This is a genomic window from Lysinibacillus sp. RU7 (assembly GCF_057837305.1).
The window spans coordinates 106,477-125,906 of sequence record NZ_JBYQFK010000001.1 but is presented as its reverse complement, the minus strand read 5'-3'; the positions used below and the strand labels follow the sequence as shown (position 1 = coordinate 125,906).

The 19,430-nt window shown below is 39.7% G+C and carries 22 protein-coding genes; 5 read left to right on the top strand and 17 right to left on the bottom strand.

Annotated elements, in window-relative coordinates:
• Positions 1 to 161 precede the first annotated feature (161 nt).
• The 8 genes from AC3II9_RS00585 to xerD form a co-directional block, all read right to left on the bottom strand.
• Positions 162 to 1,613, bottom strand: a complete 1,452-nt coding sequence (locus tag AC3II9_RS00585) for a spore germination protein (protein WP_489152556.1) — start codon at positions 1,611 to 1,613, stop codon at positions 162 to 164.
• Entirely contained in the window at positions 1,610 to 2,386 is a 777-nt protein-coding gene (locus AC3II9_RS00580) for a SigF/SigG family RNA polymerase sporulation sigma factor (RefSeq protein ID WP_391366822.1), read from the bottom strand. The genes AC3II9_RS00585 and AC3II9_RS00580 overlap by 4 nt, the downstream gene beginning before the upstream one ends.
• 12 nt (positions 2,387 to 2,398) lie before the next feature.
• Positions 2,399 to 2,836, bottom strand: a complete 438-nt coding sequence (spoIIAB, locus tag AC3II9_RS00575; RefSeq protein WP_489152555.1) for an anti-sigma F factor — start codon at positions 2,834 to 2,836, stop codon at positions 2,399 to 2,401.
• Entirely contained in the window at positions 2,829 to 3,182 is a 354-nt protein-coding gene (locus AC3II9_RS00570; protein WP_391366819.1) for an STAS domain-containing protein, read from the bottom strand. The genes spoIIAB and AC3II9_RS00570 overlap by 8 nt, the downstream gene beginning before the upstream one ends.
• A 301-nt stretch (positions 3,183 to 3,483) precedes the next feature.
• The gene (locus tag AC3II9_RS00565; protein WP_489152554.1) at positions 3,484 to 5,238 is read right to left on the bottom strand and encodes a SulP family inorganic anion transporter; all 1,755 of its coding nucleotides are present in this window, start codon (positions 5,236 to 5,238) and stop codon (positions 3,484 to 3,486) included.
• 133 nt (positions 5,239 to 5,371) lie between these two features.
• The gene (locus AC3II9_RS00560; protein WP_489152553.1) at positions 5,372 to 6,622 is read right to left on the bottom strand and encodes a thymidine phosphorylase; all 1,251 of its coding nucleotides are present in this window, start codon (positions 6,620 to 6,622) and stop codon (positions 5,372 to 5,374) included.
• A gap of 26 nt (positions 6,623 to 6,648) precedes the next feature.
• The gene (gene deoB, locus AC3II9_RS00555; RefSeq protein ID WP_489152552.1) at positions 6,649 to 7,827 is read right to left on the bottom strand and encodes a phosphopentomutase; all 1,179 of its coding nucleotides are present in this window, start codon (positions 7,825 to 7,827) and stop codon (positions 6,649 to 6,651) included.
• Between the two features lie 113 nt (positions 7,828 to 7,940).
• On the bottom strand, positions 7,941 to 8,843 hold the full coding sequence (gene xerD, locus AC3II9_RS00550) for a site-specific tyrosine recombinase XerD (protein ID WP_489152551.1): 903 nt from the start codon (positions 8,841 to 8,843) through the stop codon (positions 7,941 to 7,943).
• 248 nt (positions 8,844 to 9,091) lie between these two features.
• Here xerD and AC3II9_RS00545 point away from each other — a divergent pair, with 248 nt between their 5' ends.
• Entirely contained in the window at positions 9,092 to 9,565 is a 474-nt protein-coding gene (locus tag AC3II9_RS00545) for a WapI family immunity protein (RefSeq protein ID WP_489152550.1), read from the top strand.
• Positions 9,566 to 9,920: 355 nt separating this feature from the next.
• Here AC3II9_RS00545 and fur read toward each other — a convergent pair whose 3' ends face one another.
• From fur to AC3II9_RS00530, 3 genes are all read right to left on the bottom strand, one after another.
• Positions 9,921 to 10,370: a ferric iron uptake transcriptional regulator gene (gene fur, locus AC3II9_RS00540; protein ID WP_391366781.1), complete on the bottom strand. Its 450-nt coding sequence runs from the start codon at positions 10,368 to 10,370 to the stop codon at positions 9,921 to 9,923.
• A gap of 63 nt (positions 10,371 to 10,433) precedes the next feature.
• Positions 10,434 to 10,943 carry a hypothetical protein gene (locus tag AC3II9_RS00535; protein ID WP_489152549.1) on the bottom strand — a complete coding sequence of 170 codons (510 nt, stop codon included), beginning with the start codon at positions 10,941 to 10,943 and terminating at the stop codon, positions 10,434 to 10,436.
• Between the two features lie 133 nt (positions 10,944 to 11,076).
• Complete coding sequence (locus AC3II9_RS00530; RefSeq protein WP_489152548.1) at positions 11,077 to 11,616, bottom strand: NUDIX domain-containing protein; 540 nt, start codon at positions 11,614 to 11,616, stop codon at positions 11,077 to 11,079.
• A 138-nt stretch (positions 11,617 to 11,754) separates the two neighbouring features.
• Between AC3II9_RS00530 and AC3II9_RS00525 the strand changes: the two genes are divergently transcribed.
• Complete coding sequence (locus tag AC3II9_RS00525) at positions 11,755 to 12,645, top strand: aldo/keto reductase (protein WP_489152547.1); 891 nt, start codon at positions 11,755 to 11,757, stop codon at positions 12,643 to 12,645.
• Positions 12,642 to 13,121, top strand: a complete 480-nt coding sequence (locus tag AC3II9_RS00520; protein WP_489152546.1) for a VanZ family protein — start codon at positions 12,642 to 12,644, stop codon at positions 13,119 to 13,121. Before AC3II9_RS00525 ends, AC3II9_RS00520 begins: the two co-directional genes overlap by 4 nt.
• Before the next feature lie 12 nt (positions 13,122 to 13,133).
• On the opposite strand, the gene AC3II9_RS00515 is transcribed toward AC3II9_RS00520, so the two are convergent.
• Positions 13,134 to 13,646 (bottom strand): DUF3885 domain-containing protein, encoded by a 513-nt coding sequence (locus AC3II9_RS00515; RefSeq protein WP_489152545.1) that lies wholly within the window; start codon positions 13,644 to 13,646, stop codon positions 13,134 to 13,136.
• Between the two features lie 47 nt (positions 13,647 to 13,693).
• Positions 13,694 to 13,945: a YqkE family protein gene (locus tag AC3II9_RS00510; protein WP_489152544.1), complete on the bottom strand. Its 252-nt coding sequence runs from the start codon at positions 13,943 to 13,945 to the stop codon at positions 13,694 to 13,696.
• Between the two features lie 290 nt (positions 13,946 to 14,235).
• On the opposite strand from AC3II9_RS00510, the gene AC3II9_RS00505 reads away from it, so the two are divergent.
• Positions 14,236 to 15,165, top strand: coding sequence for an alpha/beta hydrolase (locus AC3II9_RS00505; protein WP_489152543.1), 930 nt, complete (start codon positions 14,236 to 14,238; stop codon positions 15,163 to 15,165).
• Between the two features lie 55 nt (positions 15,166 to 15,220).
• Here AC3II9_RS00505 and AC3II9_RS00500 read toward each other — a convergent pair whose 3' ends face one another.
• A complete protein-coding gene (locus tag AC3II9_RS00500) occupies positions 15,221 to 15,688 on the bottom strand; it encodes an S-ribosylhomocysteine lyase (RefSeq protein WP_489152542.1) in 468 nt (155 codons plus the stop codon).
• A gap of 204 nt (positions 15,689 to 15,892) precedes the next feature.
• Positions 15,893 to 16,114 (bottom strand): YneF family protein, encoded by a 222-nt coding sequence (locus AC3II9_RS00495; RefSeq protein ID WP_489152541.1) that lies wholly within the window; start codon positions 16,112 to 16,114, stop codon positions 15,893 to 15,895.
• Positions 16,115 to 16,322: 208 nt separating this feature from the next.
• Here AC3II9_RS00495 and AC3II9_RS00490 point away from each other — a divergent pair, with 208 nt between their 5' ends.
• Entirely contained in the window at positions 16,323 to 16,637 is a 315-nt protein-coding gene (locus AC3II9_RS00490; RefSeq protein WP_489152540.1) for a hypothetical protein, read from the top strand.
• A gap of 109 nt (positions 16,638 to 16,746) precedes the next feature.
• On the opposite strand, the gene tkt is transcribed toward AC3II9_RS00490, so the two are convergent.
• Both tkt and AC3II9_RS00480 read right to left on the bottom strand, forming a co-directional pair.
• Complete coding sequence (gene tkt, locus AC3II9_RS00485) at positions 16,747 to 18,741, bottom strand: transketolase (RefSeq protein WP_489152539.1); 1,995 nt, start codon at positions 18,739 to 18,741, stop codon at positions 16,747 to 16,749.
• Between the two features lie 383 nt (positions 18,742 to 19,124).
• On the bottom strand, positions 19,125 to 19,358 hold the full coding sequence (locus tag AC3II9_RS00480) for a DUF896 domain-containing protein (protein WP_391366759.1): 234 nt from the start codon (positions 19,356 to 19,358) through the stop codon (positions 19,125 to 19,127).
• Positions 19,359 to 19,430 lie beyond the last annotated feature (72 nt).

Here is a 19,430-nt window from a genome sequence, read left to right as displayed (position 1 = left end):
CGCTCTCTCCTCTACTACTTGAAAAAAAGCATTCGCTCATTTTCATAAAAGTCTCAAAATATTATACGAGAACTTTAACATAGCAAAGGACGGACTGCAACGTATGTTTATGCATTTTTTTAATTTTTACGAATAAAAATACGCAATTAAACTATATTTATTCACCCACGCTTACGATTTTTAGCCCCAACAATATATGGTCTAAGCGCTTCATCGGCCATCGGGAACCTGATGATGATACGTTTAAACGCATTTGGGAAAAATGGTACTACCGGCCATAAATACGGAATATTCATCGGGCGTAAAGTGCATAAATACACAAAAATTAGAAAACTCATAATAAAGAACCCATTCGCAGCAAATAAAGCCGTAGCAGCCAGTAAAATTTGTCGGAATACCTTCACCGAAATACTTAACTCATAATGAGGAATGGCGAACGTAAATACGGCTGCAATGGAGCTATATAAAATAGCTTCCGGTGAAAACAGTCCAACATTAATCGCAATATCCCCGATCATAATACCAGCAATTAACCCCATTGCTGTCGATAACGGTGTCGGCGTATGAATGGCGGCAATCCTTAAAAATTCAATCCCTATATCCACGAGCACGAGTTGTAAATAAAGCGGAACTTCTGACGCTTCCTTTACCCCAATGAACGATATTTTCTCCGGTAGATTTTCCGTATTGGTCGCTAGTAAATACCAAAGCGGTATTAAGAATAAGCTAAACAGGGCGGCAAAATAACGGAGTCCACGCATCACGGTGCCAATTAATGGCGCTTGACGATACTCCTCTGCATGCATCAATAAATGGAACATTGAGACCGGAAGTAAAATAACAGATGGTGAAGTATCGACAATAATCGCAATATGTCCTTCTAATAAATGGGCTGCTACAATATCCGGTCGTTCGGAATACCTGACAAACGGAACGGGGTGAAATTTTTGTTTGAACATCCATTCCTCTAACGATTTATCTGCCATTGTCAGTCCATCGTGATGAATTTGTTCAAGACGTTTTTTCACCCATTCCAAGTGCTCTCCGTTTACGATATCTTCCATATAACAGATCGCAACGTCTGTTTCCCCTAATGTCGAGATTTTTTGCATTTCGAGTCGTAGTTTCGGACTCCGAATGCGTCGTCGCACAAGTGCTGCATTGATAATAATATTTTCAGCAAACCCATCACGTGCTCCACGAATGACTCGCTCATTCGCAGGTTCTTCCGGATTGCGTCCAGGGTAGTTCCTAAATTCCGTAATAAAGCAATAACCGCTTTTTGTGATGAATCCAACTTGCCCGCTTAATACTCCCGTAATAAAGGCATCTCTTTCTTCCATTGGCGTCATGCCTTGAAAGTTGAAATGATCATAAAAATATTCATTTTCATCTTTTGCTTCATGCAGATGCGCTGTTCCTTCATGCTGCAGATGGGTTAATAAGTTCGCGACACTATCATTGTTCACAAGTCCACTCACGTAAACAATTAACACCGCTAAATCACGAATATGCACTCGTTGAATCACAATATCAAACGTCTTGCCTTTTCCTAATATATCTTCGCAATATTGACGTCCATCTTCTAAGGAAGTAAATAACTTATTGCTCATTTATACACCGTCTTTTTTGTAGTCGCCTCCATCCAAACTTTGAGCTGAGCCAATATTTTCTTCTCGAGGCGCGATACTTGTACTTGTGATATTCCTAAACGCTCAGCAATTTCCGTCTGCGTTAAATCTACAAAATAACGCAAATAAATGATGGATTGTTCACGCTTTCCTAAGCGTTTTAGCACCTCCTTCAACGGAATATAATCGAATGGCAACTGTGATTTCTCGTCTCGCATTTGATCCATTAAGGTAACAGAATCACCGTCATTTTCATACAACTGTTCGTGAAGAGAAGCTGGATCACGCATCGCATCCGTTGCCATAATAATGTCATCAACTGACACTTGTAGTATGTCCGCTAATTCTGCCATTGATGGCGGTTTTTCATTCGTTTTCATATAATTTTCTGTCGCATGACGAATTTTAAAATTGAGCTCACGAATGGAACGGCTCACTTTCACCATGCCGTCATCTCGCAAAAAACGCTGAATTTCGCCAATAATCATTGGCACTGCATATGTTGAAAATTTCACTTCATATTTCAAGTCAAATTTATCAACCGATTTCATAAGACCTATACAACCAATCTGAAATAAATCATCCAATTCAATCCCACGAGAAGAAAAGCGTTGCACGATGGACCAAACAAGCCGTGTATTGCCTTCAATCATTTTTTTACGTGCCTCGTCGTCTCCTGCCTGTGCCCGCGCAATTAACTCTCGCATTTCCTCCTGTGTTAATAATGTTTCTGACGGCTGTTCGATTGTCTTCATCCCCCTATTTCGTCACATCGCAACCGCCTGCACGGGCGAAAATTTTTTTGTAAACGTAATCGTTGTACCATGGCCTACATGCGACTCAATATGAAGCTCATCCGAGAAGCTTTCCATAATTGTAAAGCCCATACCCGAACGCTCTTCATGCCCTTTTGTCGTAAATAATGGCTCCCTCGCTGACGCAATATCAGGAATACCACGTCCTTCATCTTTAATCGATACAGTTAACATATCTCCGTCTAATACGGCACGAACTGTTACAACACCATCTGCCCCGTCATAGCCATGAATAATCGCATTGGACACCGCTTCCGATACAATCGTTTTACACTCTGCTAATTCATCGATCGTTGGGTCAATTTGTGCGATAAAACTTGTAATCGCCAGTCGCGCTAAACTTTCATTTTGACTTTTCGCTAAAAATGAAAGTGTCATTTCGTTATCCATTCACAATCCCCCTTGCTTGTGAAATTGCCATATCTTCTCCTCCATGCATCATATAAGCTGCTAATCCCGAAAAACGGAAAATTTTCTCCATAGTTGGCGAGGGATTTAAAATAATAGTGCGCCCATTCACAGCGTGTAATTCACGCATGCGCCCTAAAATTAAACCAACGCCCGCACTATCCATAAACTGTAAATATTCTAAATTCCAAATAAGTGTTTTTAAGTTTCCTTGTAAAATGGTCATTGAAATTTGCGAACGCACTTTTTCTACTTCATGATGATCAAGCTCTCCATACAATTTAATGACTGCTACTTCGTTTGGATACATTGTGATTTTACATTTCATCGCTTCTCCTCCTTCGCCCCATATAACTTCTAGAGCAAGGGTAAATATCCTTTCCATACGACAAAACTAGTGTTCATTCTGCGAAAGTAGTGCTTAATAGACAAAGGGTGTACGTTCAGTATAGGAATTATATGCATTTTTTAAACGCCAAAACTTATACTTATCTAGACAAAAATGCTAACCTTCGACAAGCGTGTTGGTCGTACATAGGGAGGTATCAGGAAACGACTCTTTTTCAACAATTGTTACCTTCCTTTATAATTGCCTACACAACAAAAAAGCAAGGCCCCTATAGACCTTGCTAGTTGATTGCTTCCACATAATTCACTTTTATTTCTGACGGTTCTCCAATAGAGAGCTTTGTACATTCTTTAAAGGCAAAGTGTTTGCACCCTAAACATTGCTCATAATGAATATGCCCAATCGCCTCTTCAATCGCATCACCTGTATTATAGAAGAAATGGTCTTTTCCGATTTTCTTGGCCAGCCCATTCGCATCTAAAATGGCCCTTAGTGTTGGGTGTACACCCGTTACCAATAATGTCCCGCCTGATGTTTGGAAGCTTCGCACAACATTTCGGAAATATTCCTCCCCTGTCGTATCAATAAACGGCACTTTTCGCATCCGTAAAATCAGTACTTGTGGTTTAGGCTGAAGTGATGACAAAATAGCACGTTCAAACGTTTGTGCCGCCCCAAAAAAGAGCGGTCCCTCAATTGTATAAATACTAATTTGCGGACAATCATGCGTATCCGTTACAACATGGGGGACTACTTTCCCTTGCTTCGTACTGTGATCTGGAAGTACTTTTTTCACGACTAAAATATCACTCATCCGTTTTGCAAATAACACAATCGCAATCCCTAAGCCAATCTCAACAGCTAGCGTTAAACTTGTTAACACCGTTAATAAAAACGTAGTCACAAGTACAAGTGAGTCCCCAGATTTTAACTTTAAAATATGGGCAAAATGATGGCGTTCACTCATATTCCAAGCAACAACCATTAATACAGGTGCAAGACTTGCTAATGGAATATGTACCGCATATGGAGCCAGCACAAGCAGTGTTAATAAGACAAATACGCCGTGAATGACACCTGACATAGGCGACGTTGCCCCTGAACGAATATTCGTCGCTGTTCGGGCAATTGCGCCAGTTGCAGGAATCCCTCCAAAAAACGGTGTTACGATATTGGCAATCCCTTGTCCAATTAACTCCCGATTACTATTATGTTTGCTATTCGTCATACCGTCTGCTACAACAGCTGAAAGAAGTGACTCAATACCACCGAGCATCGCTATGACAAACGCTGGTCCAAGCAACACATAAATGCGGTCCCATGTGATTTCAGGCATACGGAACTCCGGTAATGTATTCGGAATCGCTCCGTATGTTGAACCAATTGTAGCGACTTGTCCATTAAAGAACATCGCTGTCACTACCGTCGACACAATGATGCCGACTAACGCACCTGGGACTTTTGGTGCTACTTTCGGCGTTACTAAAATAAGCGCTAAACTAAGTCCCGCTATGAACATACTTTTTAGCTGAAACGTGTCTAGATGAGTAGCAATCTCTTTTACATTTGCTAAAAAATACTCATGCTGCTCGAGACCTGTTAACCCGAGAAAATTGCCTATTTGACCAGTAAAAATAATGACTGCGATCCCTGCCGTAAATCCAACCGTCACAGGGCGCGGAATAAATTTAATGAGCGATCCTAATTTGAATACCCCCATTAATACAAGCATAATCCCGGCCATCAATCCGGCAATTAATAAATTTTCATACCCATACACGAGTACGATACCAAGTAAGATAGGAACGAATGCGCCAGTAGGGCCACCAATCTGATATTTCGAGCCACCTAGTAGCGAAATTAAAATACCCGCAATAATTGCTGTATAAATTCCGTACTCTGGCTTCACGCCTGAAGCAATCGCGAAAGACATGGCGAGCGGTACTGCGACAATCCCTACAATCGTACCTGATAATACATCCTTTTTAAAATGATTGAAAGAATATCCTTCAAATCGTCCTGACCAAAAACCCATACAATCCCTTCTTTTTAAGTATTTACAAACTTTCTGCATTTTCGATAGAATTCAATTCATATTATACCATATTTATCACAACAAAAAGAAGAGGTCATGTATAAAAATATACGTGACCTCTTCGCTTATATAATTATTGAATAGTAAATGCAGAAACTGCTTTTTCTTTCATTTCATCTGTTACAGGAATGTTGGCATAAACAACAGCTAATGTGTCACCTGTTTGTACTGTGTCGCCTTGTTTTGCGACAATTTTAATGCCGGCATCAAAATCAAGCTTTGACTCTTTCGTTAAACGACCCGCACCTAACATGACGGATAGTTCGCCAATCGCTAGTGCGTCCACACTTGCGATTGTTCCAGCAGCATTCGCCGTCATTTCTACTGTGTATGCTGTTGCATTTGTTTTGAGATCTGCTACCTGTCCGCCCTGCGCTTGCACAAACTCTAAAAATTTGTCCCGCGCTTGGCCGTTCACCATAACTGCCTTTACTTTTTCCATTGCGACTTCTTTTGTGCAGTCTGTTGCGAGCATATACATCAATGAAGCTACTTCCACACAATCATCGATTAAGTCAGCATGTGTATTCGCTACATTTCCACTTAACACATCAAGTGCCTCGACAACCTCTACTTTATTGCCAATATAGCGACCAAGTGGATTGTTCATATCGCTTAGTGTATACACCACTTTACGACCAAATCGTCGCCCGATTTCACACATTTTCTCAGCCAGTACTTTCGCATCTTCCTGTGTCTTCATAAACGCGCCGTTCCCGTATTTCACATCTAACACGATGCCGTCAGAGCCACTCGCAATTTTTTTACTAATAATAGAAGAAGCGATTAAAGGGATTGAATCGACTGTACCTGTGACATCACGTAATGCATATAATTTTTTATCTGCTGGGCATAAATTGCCTGTTTGACCCGCAACCGCAATATGATGCTTTTTCACATTGTCAATAAAATCTTGTTGGCTTAACTCTACGTTAAACCCTTGAATGGACTCTAGCTTATCCACTGTGCCACCTGTAATCCCTAAACCGCGCCCACTAAATTTTGCCACCGGAATATTCAAGGCTGCGAGGATTGGGGCTACGATTAATGTTACTTTATCGCCCACGCCCCCTGTCGAATGCTTATCTACTTTGAAGCCTTCAATCTCCGATAAATGAATGACATCGCCAGAGTTGACCATTGCTTCTGTTAAATAAAACATTTCTTCATCGTCCATACCGTTTAAACGAATGGCCATCAGCAATGAGGAGATTTGATAATCCGGGATTTCTTCTTTTGTATAACCGCTCACAAAAAATTGAATTTCTTCTTTTGTTAATGGTTGTTGATGTTTCTTTTTTTCAATAATAGATAAAATATTCATCTTTCCCACTCCCCGTCAATTTGTACTTATTTTAAGCTCGCTAAAAAACTCGTGCCGAATGCAGGTCGTTTTACGTCGAAGTTTTCTGCTACTGTTGCCGCAATATCCGCAAATGTTTGACGAAGTGGTAATGGTCCACCTACTTCAAAACGCGGCGAGTAAACAATTAATGGCACGTATTCACGTGTATGGTCTGTACCTGGGAATGTCGGGTCATTACCATGGTCTGCTGTAATAATTAATAGCTCATCCTCTGACATAGCTTCCATTACTTCTGGTAAACGACGGTCAAATTCTTCTAACGCTTCCCCGTAACCAATTGGATCACGACGGTGACCAAAACTTGCATCAAAATCCACTAAATTTAAAAAGCTTAACCCATGGAAATCACGTCGTACAATTTCATTTAGTCGATCCATGCCATCCGTATTACTTTTCGTACGAACGGCTTCTGTTACACCTTCACCGTTATAAATATCTGAAATTTTCCCAATCGCAATGACATCCAAACCTGCATCTTTTAATTCGTTCATCGTTGTGCGACCAAACGGCGATAATGCATAATCATGACGATTCGGAGTACGTGTGAAATTCCCTACCTCACCAACGAAAGGACGCGCAATCACGCGACCTACTAAATATTGCGGGTCTAATGTGAGCTCACGTGCAATTTCGCAAATGTTATACAATTCCTCAAGTGGAATAACTTCTTCATGTGCCGCAATTTGCAGTACAGGATCCGCTGATGTATAAACGATAATGGCACCCATTTCCATATGCTCCTTACCGTAGTCATCGATCACCGCTGTCCCACTATACGGCTTATTGCAAAGCACTTTACGACCCGTCCGTTTTTCAAGCTCTTCGATTAATGATTGCGGGAAGCCTTCTGGGTACACTTTAAACGGCTTATCAATATTCAGCCCCATAATCTCCCAATGACCTGTCATCGTATCTTTGCCGACAGACGCTTCTTGCATCATCCCGTAGTACGCTTTTGGCGTATCTGTAGGCGTAATTCCTTTTATTTCACGAATATTTGCTAAGCCTAACGAAGACATATTTGGCATATGAAGTCCGTTCATTTTTTCTGCAATATGCCCCAGTGTATCTGATCCAACGTCACCGAACTGGGCTGCATCTGGCGCTTCTCCAATGCCAACCGAATCCATGACGATTAAATGTATTTTTTTAAATGGTTTCATCTTATATACGTCCTCCTCTTTACTACTAGTATATTTTATCAAAAATACAAAATAAATAAAGGTCAGACATCCGACACAGTGTATCTTTTTCGCTAAGTTACACCTAAATTCCATTACGCTCTTGGATGGAATTGTTTATATACCTCGGATAAACGTGTTTTACTCACATGTGTGTAAATTTGCGTTGTCGAAATATCTGCATGACCTAGCATCTCTTGAACAGCACGTAAATCAGCACCATTTTCAATTAAATGTGTCGCAAAGGAATGTCTTAATACGTGCGGTGTTAATTCTTTTTGGATATGAGCCGCCTGTGCATGCTGCTTCAACAATTTCCAGCAGCCTTGCCGCGTCAGCCGTTTTCCTCTTCGATTAATAAACAACGCATCTGTTTTTGGATAGCTACCTTGTAGCTCATAGCGTGCACGCTCTAAATACTTACTGACGGCATGTAATGCACCGCGTCCGAGCGGAATAATGCGCTCCTTGCCGCCTTTCCCAAACACCCGTACAAAGCCCATTGTTAAATGGATATCTTCTAAGTTTAACTCAATTAACTCCGAAATACGCATACCTGATGCATATAACAGCTCTAACATGGCCACATCACGAATGCCCTGTGGTTTGGAACGGTCTGGTGCGGAGATTAACGCATCGATTTCCTCAATAGACAATACTTTCGGTAGCTTTTGCTCCAATTGTGGCATTTCAAGATGGACAGTCGGATCGGTAGTCGTCACCTTTTCGCGCAATAAAAACTGGTGAAACGACCTAATAGAAGAAATATGACGTGCTACTGTACGCGCCGTTTTTCCTTCTGTCCGCAAATTTTGCAGGTGCAATAAAATATGCGCCCGTGTCACGTCATTAAAGCTCTTTACTTGCTGCACCTCTTGTAAATGCTGTGCATACGCCACTAAATCACGTCGATAGGATGCTAACGTATTATTCGATAACTGCCTTTCCACACGAATAAAATGAATATAATCTTCAATTGGATATGTAAATGCTTCCATAAAACGTCTCCTTTTATACGAAAAACCTTGTAGTATGTATTATACTGGATTCGAAACGCAAACAGTAGCAACATCTATATGAGCATTGTATAGAATCGGCTTTTCTTGGACTTTCTTTATTTGCAACTCACAGCGAGCAAATCCACAAACATATATTACCATTAACTTCATTTGTATTTGAAATGACCGATACTTATCGTAGTTTAAGGAAGTCAAAGTTCATAGTTTAAAAATATTGAGGTGAAATAATGTTTAACCCAAAAACTGATTATGATTTCAGGATTATTTCAAATAATAAATCTTTTCATATGACCTTTACACTTGTCGAATATATACATAAACGACTATCAAGTTTGTCTTGTACAATTGAGGTCATAGATAATGAATTTATTGGATGGAATACGGATGTATGGTTTTCACTTTCTGATTTACATTCATTTATTGAGGCTTTGGAAGAGTTAGAAAAAACGAGACAAGGTAAGGCTTGTTTAAGTGCGATGACTTACGAAGATTTCAACATTACGTTTGAAAGCTACAATAAAAAAGGAGATATTGTCGCCTTTTACTCCCTATCAAATTCTAAATTTAATAGCGAAGTATCCATAATCAATACATTGACTGGTGGATTTCAAATTGACTCAGAATTCCTCTTCAAATTAATACGAGATTTCAAAAAATTCACCTCAGTTTCTGAACAAAAAAGACATGTTGAGTTCTATTAAGATTCGCTAATCAAGGTTGAAATTTAATAGAGCCTAATTTAAAGAAATCCAACAACTATTTAACCACCGTTTTATAGACAAACTCAAAGCCCTGCTCAAATCAAGAAAACAGTGCAAAGTTTTTAACCGAAGCCGAGCTAAATCTATTGCTAAATGATGGACAAAAAAGCGAAAACATCACATACAGTATACTGTTTCACGTTTTAGCATTTACAGGTGCACGAAAAGGTGCATTGCTAGGTCTTCAATCTTCAATGGCAGGATATTCATTTCGCTAACAACACTATTACAATTCAAATGAAATTTTGACAAAATAAAAAAGGAACAGCCCCCTCAAGCTGTTCCTTTTTTAGTACTACTCCTCGTCGTTATCTTGACAACGATGACAAATACCGTGGAAAGTTAATCGGTGATCTTTGATGATAAACTTCCAACGTTTTTCTACAATTTGTTCTACATCTTCCAGTAAGTCTTCCTGGATTTCATCCACTGCACCACATTCGATACAAACTAAATGATGATGGAAGTGTGTCGCGCCCTCTTGACGTAAATCATAGCGTGATACACCATCACCAAAATTAATTTTATCGACAACCTTCAGCTCTGTTAGCAGCTCTAATGTACGATACACGGTTGCCAAACCAATTTCTGGAGCTTTCTCTTTTACTAATAAGTAAACATCTTCTGCGCTCAAATGGTCTTCTTCATGCTCGAGTAAAACTGCTACCGTTGCTTCTCGCTGTGGCGTCAGCTTATAGCTAGCACTATGTAATTGCTTTTTAATTCGATCAATACGGCTCTCCATGCGACGCCCTCCTAAACTCTTTTCATTATACCAAATGAGCGAAACTTATTACAAGATAATGATTCATTTAAAAACGTACGAAATGACGACGATTTCTACAAAAAATAGCAAACTAATAAGTATAAAAACCGTGACGCTAATCTTGAGTGAAGAGCGCTCTTTATTTTTTGCGAATTTAGGAGCGGATGCTATAAATTCACATAGTAAAACAAGTACGACAATATATAAAAACTGAAACGGAAACCACCATATGCCATATGCGAGTAACTCATTTTTTTGAGCGAGTAAATACACGGAACTAAAGCCAAAAAAGCATGTTTTTATGGCAATCGCAATTTTAGCTAGACCAAAAAAATATGGATGTGTGGCAAATAATAGCACAATGCTCACTGTAATGGCTAATGGTAACATGGATTGCCATATAGTCGGTGTTTTCTCCAGTAGTATTCGCTTGTCCATTATATTTATGACTTGAGTCGCTTGCTCAAGTGAAAATAATTGAAAAAATGCAACGCCCGCTATAAAGCTGACGGCAATCATTGCTGTATTTTGCCATAACGTACTTTTACGCATCTCGTCCCCCCTTGTCCTACACTGTATGCACGGATATGGGGGATATGACTATCCATTTATAGAGAACATGCTCTACATTTTTAGACGATTCATATAACGATTTACTATCGTAATAGCCTCTATTCGACAAAGTTTATGCTTGCATTTTCAACCATAAAATAGCGAATGCTGTTTTAGCATCAAAGATTTTTTGACTGGCTACCATTTGCTCGCCCTCTTCGATTGTAATCTCCATTAACTCTACAAACTCATCTTCATCCATTGCCGCGCGATTCTCGATTTGATATAAACCACGCGCGACAAATAAATGAATAATCTCATCTGCAAATCCAGGAGATGTTGCAAATGATTGTAAATATGTAAGTTCCTTGCACCCATATCCCGTCTCTTCTTCTAGTTCGCGAACAGCCGTCACCTCGGGAAGTTCCCCAGGCTCCAATTTCCCTGCTGGAATTTCAATAATCGAACGTTCTAACGCTTTTCGGTACTGCTCTACAACGACTAATTTTCCTTCCTCCGTTATCGCAATAACCGCTACTGCCCCTGGATGATTGACAATCTCACGCTTACTCGTTTCACCATTTGGCAATGTCACGTCATCTACTTTTAAGGAAATCACTTTGCCATGATAAATCGGTTGTGAATGAATCGTTTTTTCTTCAAACTTTTTCATTTATGTGCCCCCCACTTGTCGTTTTCATTGATTTCATTGTAACATTAACAAAGGCACATCTCGACTAAAACGGACTCAAATGATATGTTGCGTGTATCGAACGAAAAAAACGAACAAGTCATTGAGGGGGCAAAGGAAATGAAAAAAAGAACATTAGGAAATAGTCCGCTTGAAGTATCAGAGGTAAGTTTAGGCTGTATGTCACTACCACCAACGATAGATGAGGCACGTCCCATTATCGAAGCCGCGCTTGAGGTAGGCATGAACTATTTTGACACAGCTGACCTTTATGATAAAGGCATGAATGAAGAAATCATTGGGACGGTGTTACAGCCCGTTCGCCAAGACATTATACTAGCTACAAAAGTCGGTAATCGCTGGGAGGCAGGAACAGATCGTTGGACATGGGATCCGTCACCCGCACATATTAAAGACGGCTTAAAGGACAGTTTACGTCGTCTAAAAACTGACTATATTGATGTATACCAACTGCACGGTGGTACAATTGAGGATCCGTGGGAAGAAATAATTGAAACATTTGAGGGATTAAAAAAAGAAGGGCTTATTCGAGAATATGGTATTTCTTCTATTCGTCCAAACGTCTTTGTACCATTTTTGCAAAACAGTGATGCGGTGAGCAATATGATGCAATTTAGCTTACTAGACCGCCGTCCTGAAGAATGGTTTGAACCAATTCACAACGCTGGTGCATCGGTTGTGACACGCGGTTCCATTGCAAAAGGATTATTAACAGCCGAATGGCGCCAACGACTAACACCGTATATGAATTTTCATGAACAAGAATTACAGCAAGTGCTTGAACAATTAGAATATGAGTACAACAACATCCACGCACTTGCATTCGCATTTAATTTACATTTTAGTACAATCGCTTCTACCGTCATCGGTGCACGAACGAAAGAACAGCTACTTCAGTCGGTTGCAGCCTATAAGGAAGCACAAACAATGGATGACTTATCTAAAGCCATGACCATTGGAAAGCAACATTTCTATACAGATCACCTGTGAAAAAATATCTTTTCCTTGTTGTACTCGCTTTAACTATCGTTGGCATTATGTCCAATATGACATATGAACAACAAACGATCGTACCCGAATTGAGAGAAATTTTAGCAGATGAACCATTTAAGGAACAATTAAGTCAAATTGAAATTACGTATTGGAATAGACCGATTTCTGTAGAAACGCGCGGCTATGTCTACTTCATTGAATTTCTTATTCGAAAAGCAACCCATTTTGCAGGATACGGGATCATTGGTGTTCTATTTTTCTTACTGTATCGTAAATTAAACTGGCGATTCCCTACACTATTTGCAATCCTTTCAATTTTCTTCATTGCTTCTCTCGATGAAATTCGTCAAACATTCCTTCCTGGTCGTACAGGGATATTTGACGATGTGATGATTGATACAGTAGGAGCTATCGTCTTTGTCTCCTTAGCTAAAATAAGCTTTATCATAATAAAACGAGTTTCCTCATCCTAGAGGGAACTCGTTTTACTCTAGGGCTGTCATTTCTTCATACTGAAACATAAGCTCACAACCACGATCATCATACACATGAAGTACCGTTTCCTTTGTCACATTGTAAATAAACACATCTGGTGAGAAATAGGCTGCCCCTCTTTTAAAATACGGATGTATCCGGTAATCTGCATGAGCACAGGCATATAATAATTTTCTTAAATATAAATCCTTTACTTGACATGTCAGTTGAAATTGCACCGCTATGTATCGTTCCTCATCGAATGTAAATTCTGTTTCATTTGTCGTCATCGTATATTTTAACGCTTTATTTTTTAAAAACCGTTCAAGCAGCCGTGGACTTTTTTGCCCTTTTCTCTGTGATGGAAATATGTTGACTACAACGATTAGCTCATCTTTGTCATGAAAAATTTGCTCGATGATTTGATCGATTTGCGTATACATGTCATCAAATTCAATATGTAATGTAAACGGCCATGTATGATAAAAACCTGGTACTAACTGTCTTGGATTAAATGTGTGCAAATTGTTCCCTCCAAAAAAGGCATGAGATCCTTTCCCATGCCTAGCTGTTAATACTTTGAACCTTGATCGCCATACTTTTCAAATAACTCTTCAAAGCTCATATTTTTCTCGCGTTGCTTTCGTTCAAAGGCTAGACGTGCTGTACGCTCTTCTTCCTTCTTTTGCTCTTCCGCCGCAAGCGATTGTTTTGCCTCTTTTAGTTTTGCAAGCACATCCCCACCAAGTTGATCTGCTAATGTTAAGCTTTCTTTTTCTTGTTTTGGTTGGCCCGCTTGCTTTTGTCCTTTATTTTTTGCCAATGCGATTCACCTTCTTTATGCACTTTCCACTAAATTATAGCATTTTTCGCCGTTTGAAGCATCATTAGCCTAAAATTTTACCGTTATCTAATTGTAACTATGTCTTACCTGTCCACCACCGAAATAGCAACAAACACTATAGCTACTTCCGTTGTCTCTGTCAGGTCCTCCTGCTCACTTTACCAAATAATTCTTGTGTTTTCGAGATAGCGAGAAATTTGATATTTTTTTCACGACAAATGTAGAGGAATTTATAATCCTTCACATAATATAGAGAGAGGTGAAAAAGAATGAGGAAGAAAGCACTATTTATATCTAGTATTGTAGCGACAGTAACGACGATATCCGGTATTATCCTTTCCAATAAACTGATGTACATTAAACAAAAGGATCATGACTTTATTTTAGAACGTGAAACAAAGGCGCAACGCTTTGACGAAGCTTGGTTTAATAGCGTCACAAAAGTAGAGCTCTCCATTGCCTCACCAAATGGTTACGATATAAAAGGCTATTTCTTTAAGCCACTTGCAACGAAAAATACGATGATTATTTGTCATGGTGTCACCGAAAATAAGTTGAACTCGACAAAGTATGCGCGGATGTTCGAGCGGCTCGGCTTCAATACGGTCGTTTATGATCATAGACGTCACGGGGATTCAGGGGGCAAAACGACAAGCTATGGCTACTACGAAAAAATAGATTTACAAGCGGTCGTCCATTTCATTCGTGGGCTCATCGGCGAAGAGGCAACGCTTGGTATTCACGGCGAATCAATGGGTGCTGCCACAACGCTATTATATGCAGGCATTATCGAAGATCAAGCTGACTTTTATATTTCAGATTGCGCATTTTCTGACTTTAAACAATTGCTATACTCCATTGTCAAAAGCTCAATTTCCATTGAGTTAAAATGGGCGGTACACCTGACAGATTTATTTATGCGCTTGCGGGATGGCTATTGGACAAAAAACATCGTCCCAAAAGACGCCGTAAAAAACATCGAAAAACCTGTGTTATTTATTCACAATTTACACGATACATTTATCCCGTGTGCCATGACGATTGACTTATATAAAGCGAAGGAAGGACCGAAGATGTTGCGATTATTTGAAAAAGGCGATCATGCACAAGCCTTTAATGAGGAACCCATAAAATATGAAGCAACGGTACGTGAATTTTTAGATCAATATGTACCACATACACTACTTTGCACATCATAAAAAGTCGAGCGATAGGCTTCTCCCTCACGACTCGACTTTTCTTTTTTATCATTTACTATGCAAATACAATATGCCATTCCGCACGTTTATCTAAAAATTCTTTTGCTAAGCGTTGCGCTCCTTCTAAACTATGGCTAGCCGCCCAACCGCATTGTACTTCATTACAAGCTGGCACTGCCTCCGCCGCTAATACATCCTTTAATGTTTTCTCTAACACGTCTAAAATCCCATCATAATTATCATGATTAATCACAGATAAATAAAAGCCTGTTTGACAACCCATTGGTGATAAATCAATAACATGATTTGTATGATTACGAATACGATCCGCCATTAAATGCTCTAAAGAGTGAAGTGCTGGCATTTCCATATGTGCCTTATTCGGCTGTTTAAAGCGAATATCATATTTCACCACAACATCGCCATATACACCTTGTTTTTTTCCCGCTAAGCGTACATACGGTGCCGCTACTTTTGTATGATCTAAATCAAAGCTTTCTACATTCGTTTTTTCTTTTCCCATTATTTTACCTCCTGAGACTTACTATGTTTTGATAGTAGACTAGATACTCAATGAAAGCAATAAAATATGTGAATTTTCATTGTTGATTTATTGTAAAAATACAACTCATACTCTATCAGTTGATGTCCCTTCTTAGCTAGATGCACTAATCATTTTCCACTAACAAAAAAAGCTGCCCTACAAAATGTAAGACAACCTTCCTCATTATTTATCTTGGAACTTGTTCATTTGAGACATCATTTGACGCACTTGCTTTTCAGATGGTTTACGTCCCATTTGTGCCATCATCACACGAATCATTTGTTCATTAATTGGTGGATTTTCTTTCAAATACTTCATCATATATTGACGAGCCGCGTAGAAACCGATTGCTACGCCCCCGATTAAAGCGACGATGATAAGTACAATACCAAGCCATAAATTCATTTTGAATCCAACCTCCTCCACTATACGAAATCCCGAGAAAACTCTCCAAAGAGGATTATACACTAATTCTAAAAGTGTTGCTATAGAATTCATTGTACAAGCCTTAGAAATATATGATTTATCGCTTTTTTCCATATTCTGAACTTCCTAGTTCATCATAGCATCCCTATTCATAATAAGGTAAAATTTAGAAAAGGAGGCGACTAATATGGATTTTACATATACAAGTTTTACAATCGACCCTACATTTACTGTATGGCAGCCTATTTTCCGAACAATATTTATTTTCAGCGTGATTTTTTTAGCCATCGTCATTGCAAAAATCATTCCGACTTGGATTACAGTGTTATATGCAGCTTTTTCTAGTATCATTGCGGGACAATTATTATATAGTGCCGGCATCATTATCGATGCATTCGTACTGAACGGCAATTCTTCCGATACAACTATTTTTATCGCCATATGTATCACAAATATAATCTCGATTTTCGTTTCCATATCGAAAAAACCAAAAGAGAGGTAGCTTCAAGCTACCTCCCTTTTTACGTTTGCTCCTGCGGTTACTCGTCGCAGAAATTAAGTGTTTTATATCGAATATATCGATTCCAGAGAAGCTGTTATACTTTCTTGAATTATAGTGCTTTTACTTTTGCTACTACGTTTTCGACTGTGAAACCGTATTTCTCCATCACTAACTCACCTGGCGCTGATGCACCGAATTGATCGATTGCTAATACATCGCCGTCAAAGCCTGTATATTTGTGCCAGCCTAAAGACGCACCCATCTCGATCGCAAGACGTTTTGTCACTGCTTTTGGAAGAACAGATTCTTTATAAGCTGCTGATTGCTTTTCGAAGCGATCTACTGAAGGCATAGATACGACAGACACATCGATACCGTCTGCTAATAATGCTTTTTGCGCTTCTACCGCTAATGAAACCTCTGAGCCAGTTGCAATTAAAATCGCATCTGGTGTTTCTTTTGTAGCTGGTGAAAGGACATAAGCACCTTTTTGTACACCTTCACGTACTGTTTCGATTGGTGCATCAAGAACCGGTAAGTTTTGACGAGATAATACTAAAACAGTTGGTGTAGACTCGCTTGTTAAGGCTACCTTCCAAGCTTCCGCTGATTCGTTTGCATCAGCTGGACGAATGACAGAAAGGTTTGGCATTGCACGTAATGATGCTAAGTGCTCGATTGGCTCATGTGTTGGACCATCTTCACCAACAGCGATTGAATCGTGCGTGAATACATACGTTACTGGTAAGCCCATTAATGCAGACAAACGAACAGCTGGACGTACATAATCAGAGAACACGAAGAATGTACCACCGAATACGTTTACGCCACCGTGTAAAGCCATACCGTTTAGTGCAGCACCCATCGCAAATTCACGTACACCGAACCAAATATTACGGCCAGCATAGTTCTCTGCTGAGAAGTCGCCTGCACCCTTCATTGTTGTTTTGTTCGATCCCGCTAAGTCCGCTGAACCACCAAAGAATGAAGGTACTTTTTTCGCAAGCGCGTTGATCGCATCTCCTGAAGATGAACGTGTTGCAACAGATTTACCTACTTCATATACAGGAATTTCTGCATCGTAGTCCGCTGGAATTTCACCGTTCATTGCATTTTCAAACTGCGCTGCTAATTCTGGGAATTGTGCTTTGTAGCTTTCAAATGTTTCATTCCAAGCTGCTTCTGCTTGTACACCTTGTACTTCTGCCGCTGCTTTAAATGTATCGTACACGTCTTGTGGAATTTGGAATGGCTCATGTGCCCAGCTGTACGCTTCTTTTGTTAAGACAACTTCATCTGTTCCAAGTGGCGCACCGTGAGAATCCGCTTTTCCTGATTTATTTGGCGAACCGAAACCAATGACTGTTTTCACTTCGATTAATGTCGGACCACCCGTGTTCTTTTTCGCTTGTTCAATCGCATTGTTGATTGCTTCAACATCGTTGCCATCATCTACTCGTAAGTAGTTCCAGCCGTATGATTCAAAACGCTTTTTAACATTTTCAGAAAACGATTTTCCTAAATCTCCGTCTAATGAAATATCATTTGAATCGTATAGGACAATTAGTTTTTCTAGTTGTAAGTGACCTGCTAATGAAATCGCCTCTGCCGCAACGCCTTCCATTAAGTCCCCGTCGCCACATAATGCAACTGTATAGTGGTCTACAATTTCATAACCTGGTTTATTGTAAGTGGCAGCAAGGTGACGTTCAGCCATTGCCATCCCGACTGTCATCGCAATGCCTTGACCAAGTGGACCAGTTGTTGCTTCTACCCCTACCGTATGACCATACTCTGGGTGACCTGGCGTTTTTGAATCCCATTGACGGAAGTTTTTGATTTCTTCCATGTCTAACCCATAACCACCTAAGTGCAGTAAGCTATATAATAGCATCGAGCCATGACCTGCTGATAATACGAAACGGTCGCGGTTAAACCATTTAGGATTTTGTGGGTTGTGGCGTAATTGCTTTGTCCATAATGTATACGCCATTGGAGCTGCACCCATTGGTAAACCCGGGTGACCAGAGTTGGCTTTTTCAATTGCATCAATTGATAATGTTCGGATAGCGTTAATCGCTAACTGATCCATATGTTGTGTCATATTATGACATCCTTTCTCGCACGAATATTGTTCTTATATAGTTTAGTCATATTTGTTAAATAAAACAATGCTTTTCAAGTAAATATGTTATACTTTTTTGTTAAATGTGACACATCATTGTTTTGATAAAATATTTATTAAAACTCCTTATCAAAACATGAAATTATCAATCCGTTCCACTACGGGCGGACGCTTTCCGCGGGCGAGGCCAAGCCTCCTCGTCACTACGTTCCTGCGGGGTCTCGGCTGTCTCGCTTTTCCCGCTGGAAGCTTTGCTCTGTAGCGAAAGGCGAATGCCGTCAGCTACACTCGCCACCCTTCGTTCCACTTGCTTTTAATATGTGTCTTTTTAATCAAGGTAATATTTCCAAATCGAGCATTTATTAATTTAAGAACTTTTTCTCTTGTGCTTGCTTCACTTTTTCAGGCGTTACATCATTTCCTGCTGCGTCAACGATTTTTACATTTTCAATTGTATCGCGCATCGTGTTGCGGAATGTGTCTAAGTATTCTTTTCGTAACTGCGATTGTTCCTTTGCTTCCGCTTCTGTTAATGTTCCCGCTTTTTTCTTTTTAGATAGCTCATTAATGCGAGCAATTTTTTCTTTTGATAGCATACATGTCTCACCTTTCTACACTAACTATTACAAAGGTATGAAAAAATAAGCGGAAGTGCAAGTGATTGTGCT

Bases quoted from the DNA above. Each gene is read 5' to 3' on its own strand.
- AC3II9_RS00585 (WP_489152556.1), bottom strand. From the start codon at position 1,613: ATGAGCAATAAGTTATTTACTTCCTTAGAAGATGGACGTCAATATTGC.
- AC3II9_RS00580 (WP_391366822.1), bottom strand. From the start codon at position 2,386: ATGAAGACAATCGAACAGCCGTCAGAAACATTATTAACACAGGAGGAA.
- spoIIAB (WP_489152555.1), bottom strand. From the start codon at position 2,836: ATGGATAACGAAATGACACTTTCATTTTTAGCGAAAAGTCAAAATGAA.
- AC3II9_RS00570 (WP_391366819.1), bottom strand. From the start codon at position 3,182: ATGAAATGTAAAATCACAATGTATCCAAACGAAGTAGCAGTCATTAAA.
- AC3II9_RS00565 (WP_489152554.1), bottom strand. From the start codon at position 5,238: ATGGGTTTTTGGTCAGGACGATTTGAAGGATATTCTTTCAATCATTTT.
- AC3II9_RS00560 (WP_489152553.1), bottom strand. From the start codon at position 6,622: ATGAATATTTTATCTATTATTGAAAAAAAGAAACATCAACAACCATTA.
- deoB (WP_489152552.1), bottom strand. From the start codon at position 7,827: ATGAAACCATTTAAAAAAATACATTTAATCGTCATGGATTCGGTTGGC.
- xerD (WP_489152551.1), bottom strand. From the start codon at position 8,843: ATGGAAGCATTTACATATCCAATTGAAGATTATATTCATTTTATTCGT.
- AC3II9_RS00545 (WP_489152550.1), top strand. From the start codon at position 9,092: ATGTTTAACCCAAAAACTGATTATGATTTCAGGATTATTTCAAATAAT.
- fur (WP_391366781.1), bottom strand. From the start codon at position 10,370: ATGGAGAGCCGTATTGATCGAATTAAAAAGCAATTACATAGTGCTAGC.
- AC3II9_RS00535 (WP_489152549.1), bottom strand. From the start codon at position 10,943: ATGCGTAAAAGTACGTTATGGCAAAATACAGCAATGATTGCCGTCAGC.
- AC3II9_RS00530 (WP_489152548.1), bottom strand. From the start codon at position 11,616: ATGAAAAAGTTTGAAGAAAAAACGATTCATTCACAACCGATTTATCAT.
- AC3II9_RS00525 (WP_489152547.1), top strand. From the start codon at position 11,755: ATGAAAAAAAGAACATTAGGAAATAGTCCGCTTGAAGTATCAGAGGTA.
- AC3II9_RS00505 (WP_489152543.1), top strand. From the start codon at position 14,236: ATGAGGAAGAAAGCACTATTTATATCTAGTATTGTAGCGACAGTAACG.
- AC3II9_RS00500 (WP_489152542.1), bottom strand. From the start codon at position 15,688: ATGGGAAAAGAAAAAACGAATGTAGAAAGCTTTGATTTAGATCATACA.
- AC3II9_RS00495 (WP_489152541.1), bottom strand. From the start codon at position 16,114: ATGAATTTATGGCTTGGTATTGTACTTATCATCGTCGCTTTAATCGGG.
- AC3II9_RS00490 (WP_489152540.1), top strand. From the start codon at position 16,323: ATGGATTTTACATATACAAGTTTTACAATCGACCCTACATTTACTGTA.
- tkt (WP_489152539.1), bottom strand. From the start codon at position 18,741: ATGACACAACATATGGATCAGTTAGCGATTAACGCTATCCGAACATTA.
- AC3II9_RS00480 (WP_391366759.1), bottom strand. From the start codon at position 19,358: ATGCTATCAAAAGAAAAAATTGCTCGCATTAATGAGCTATCTAAAAAG.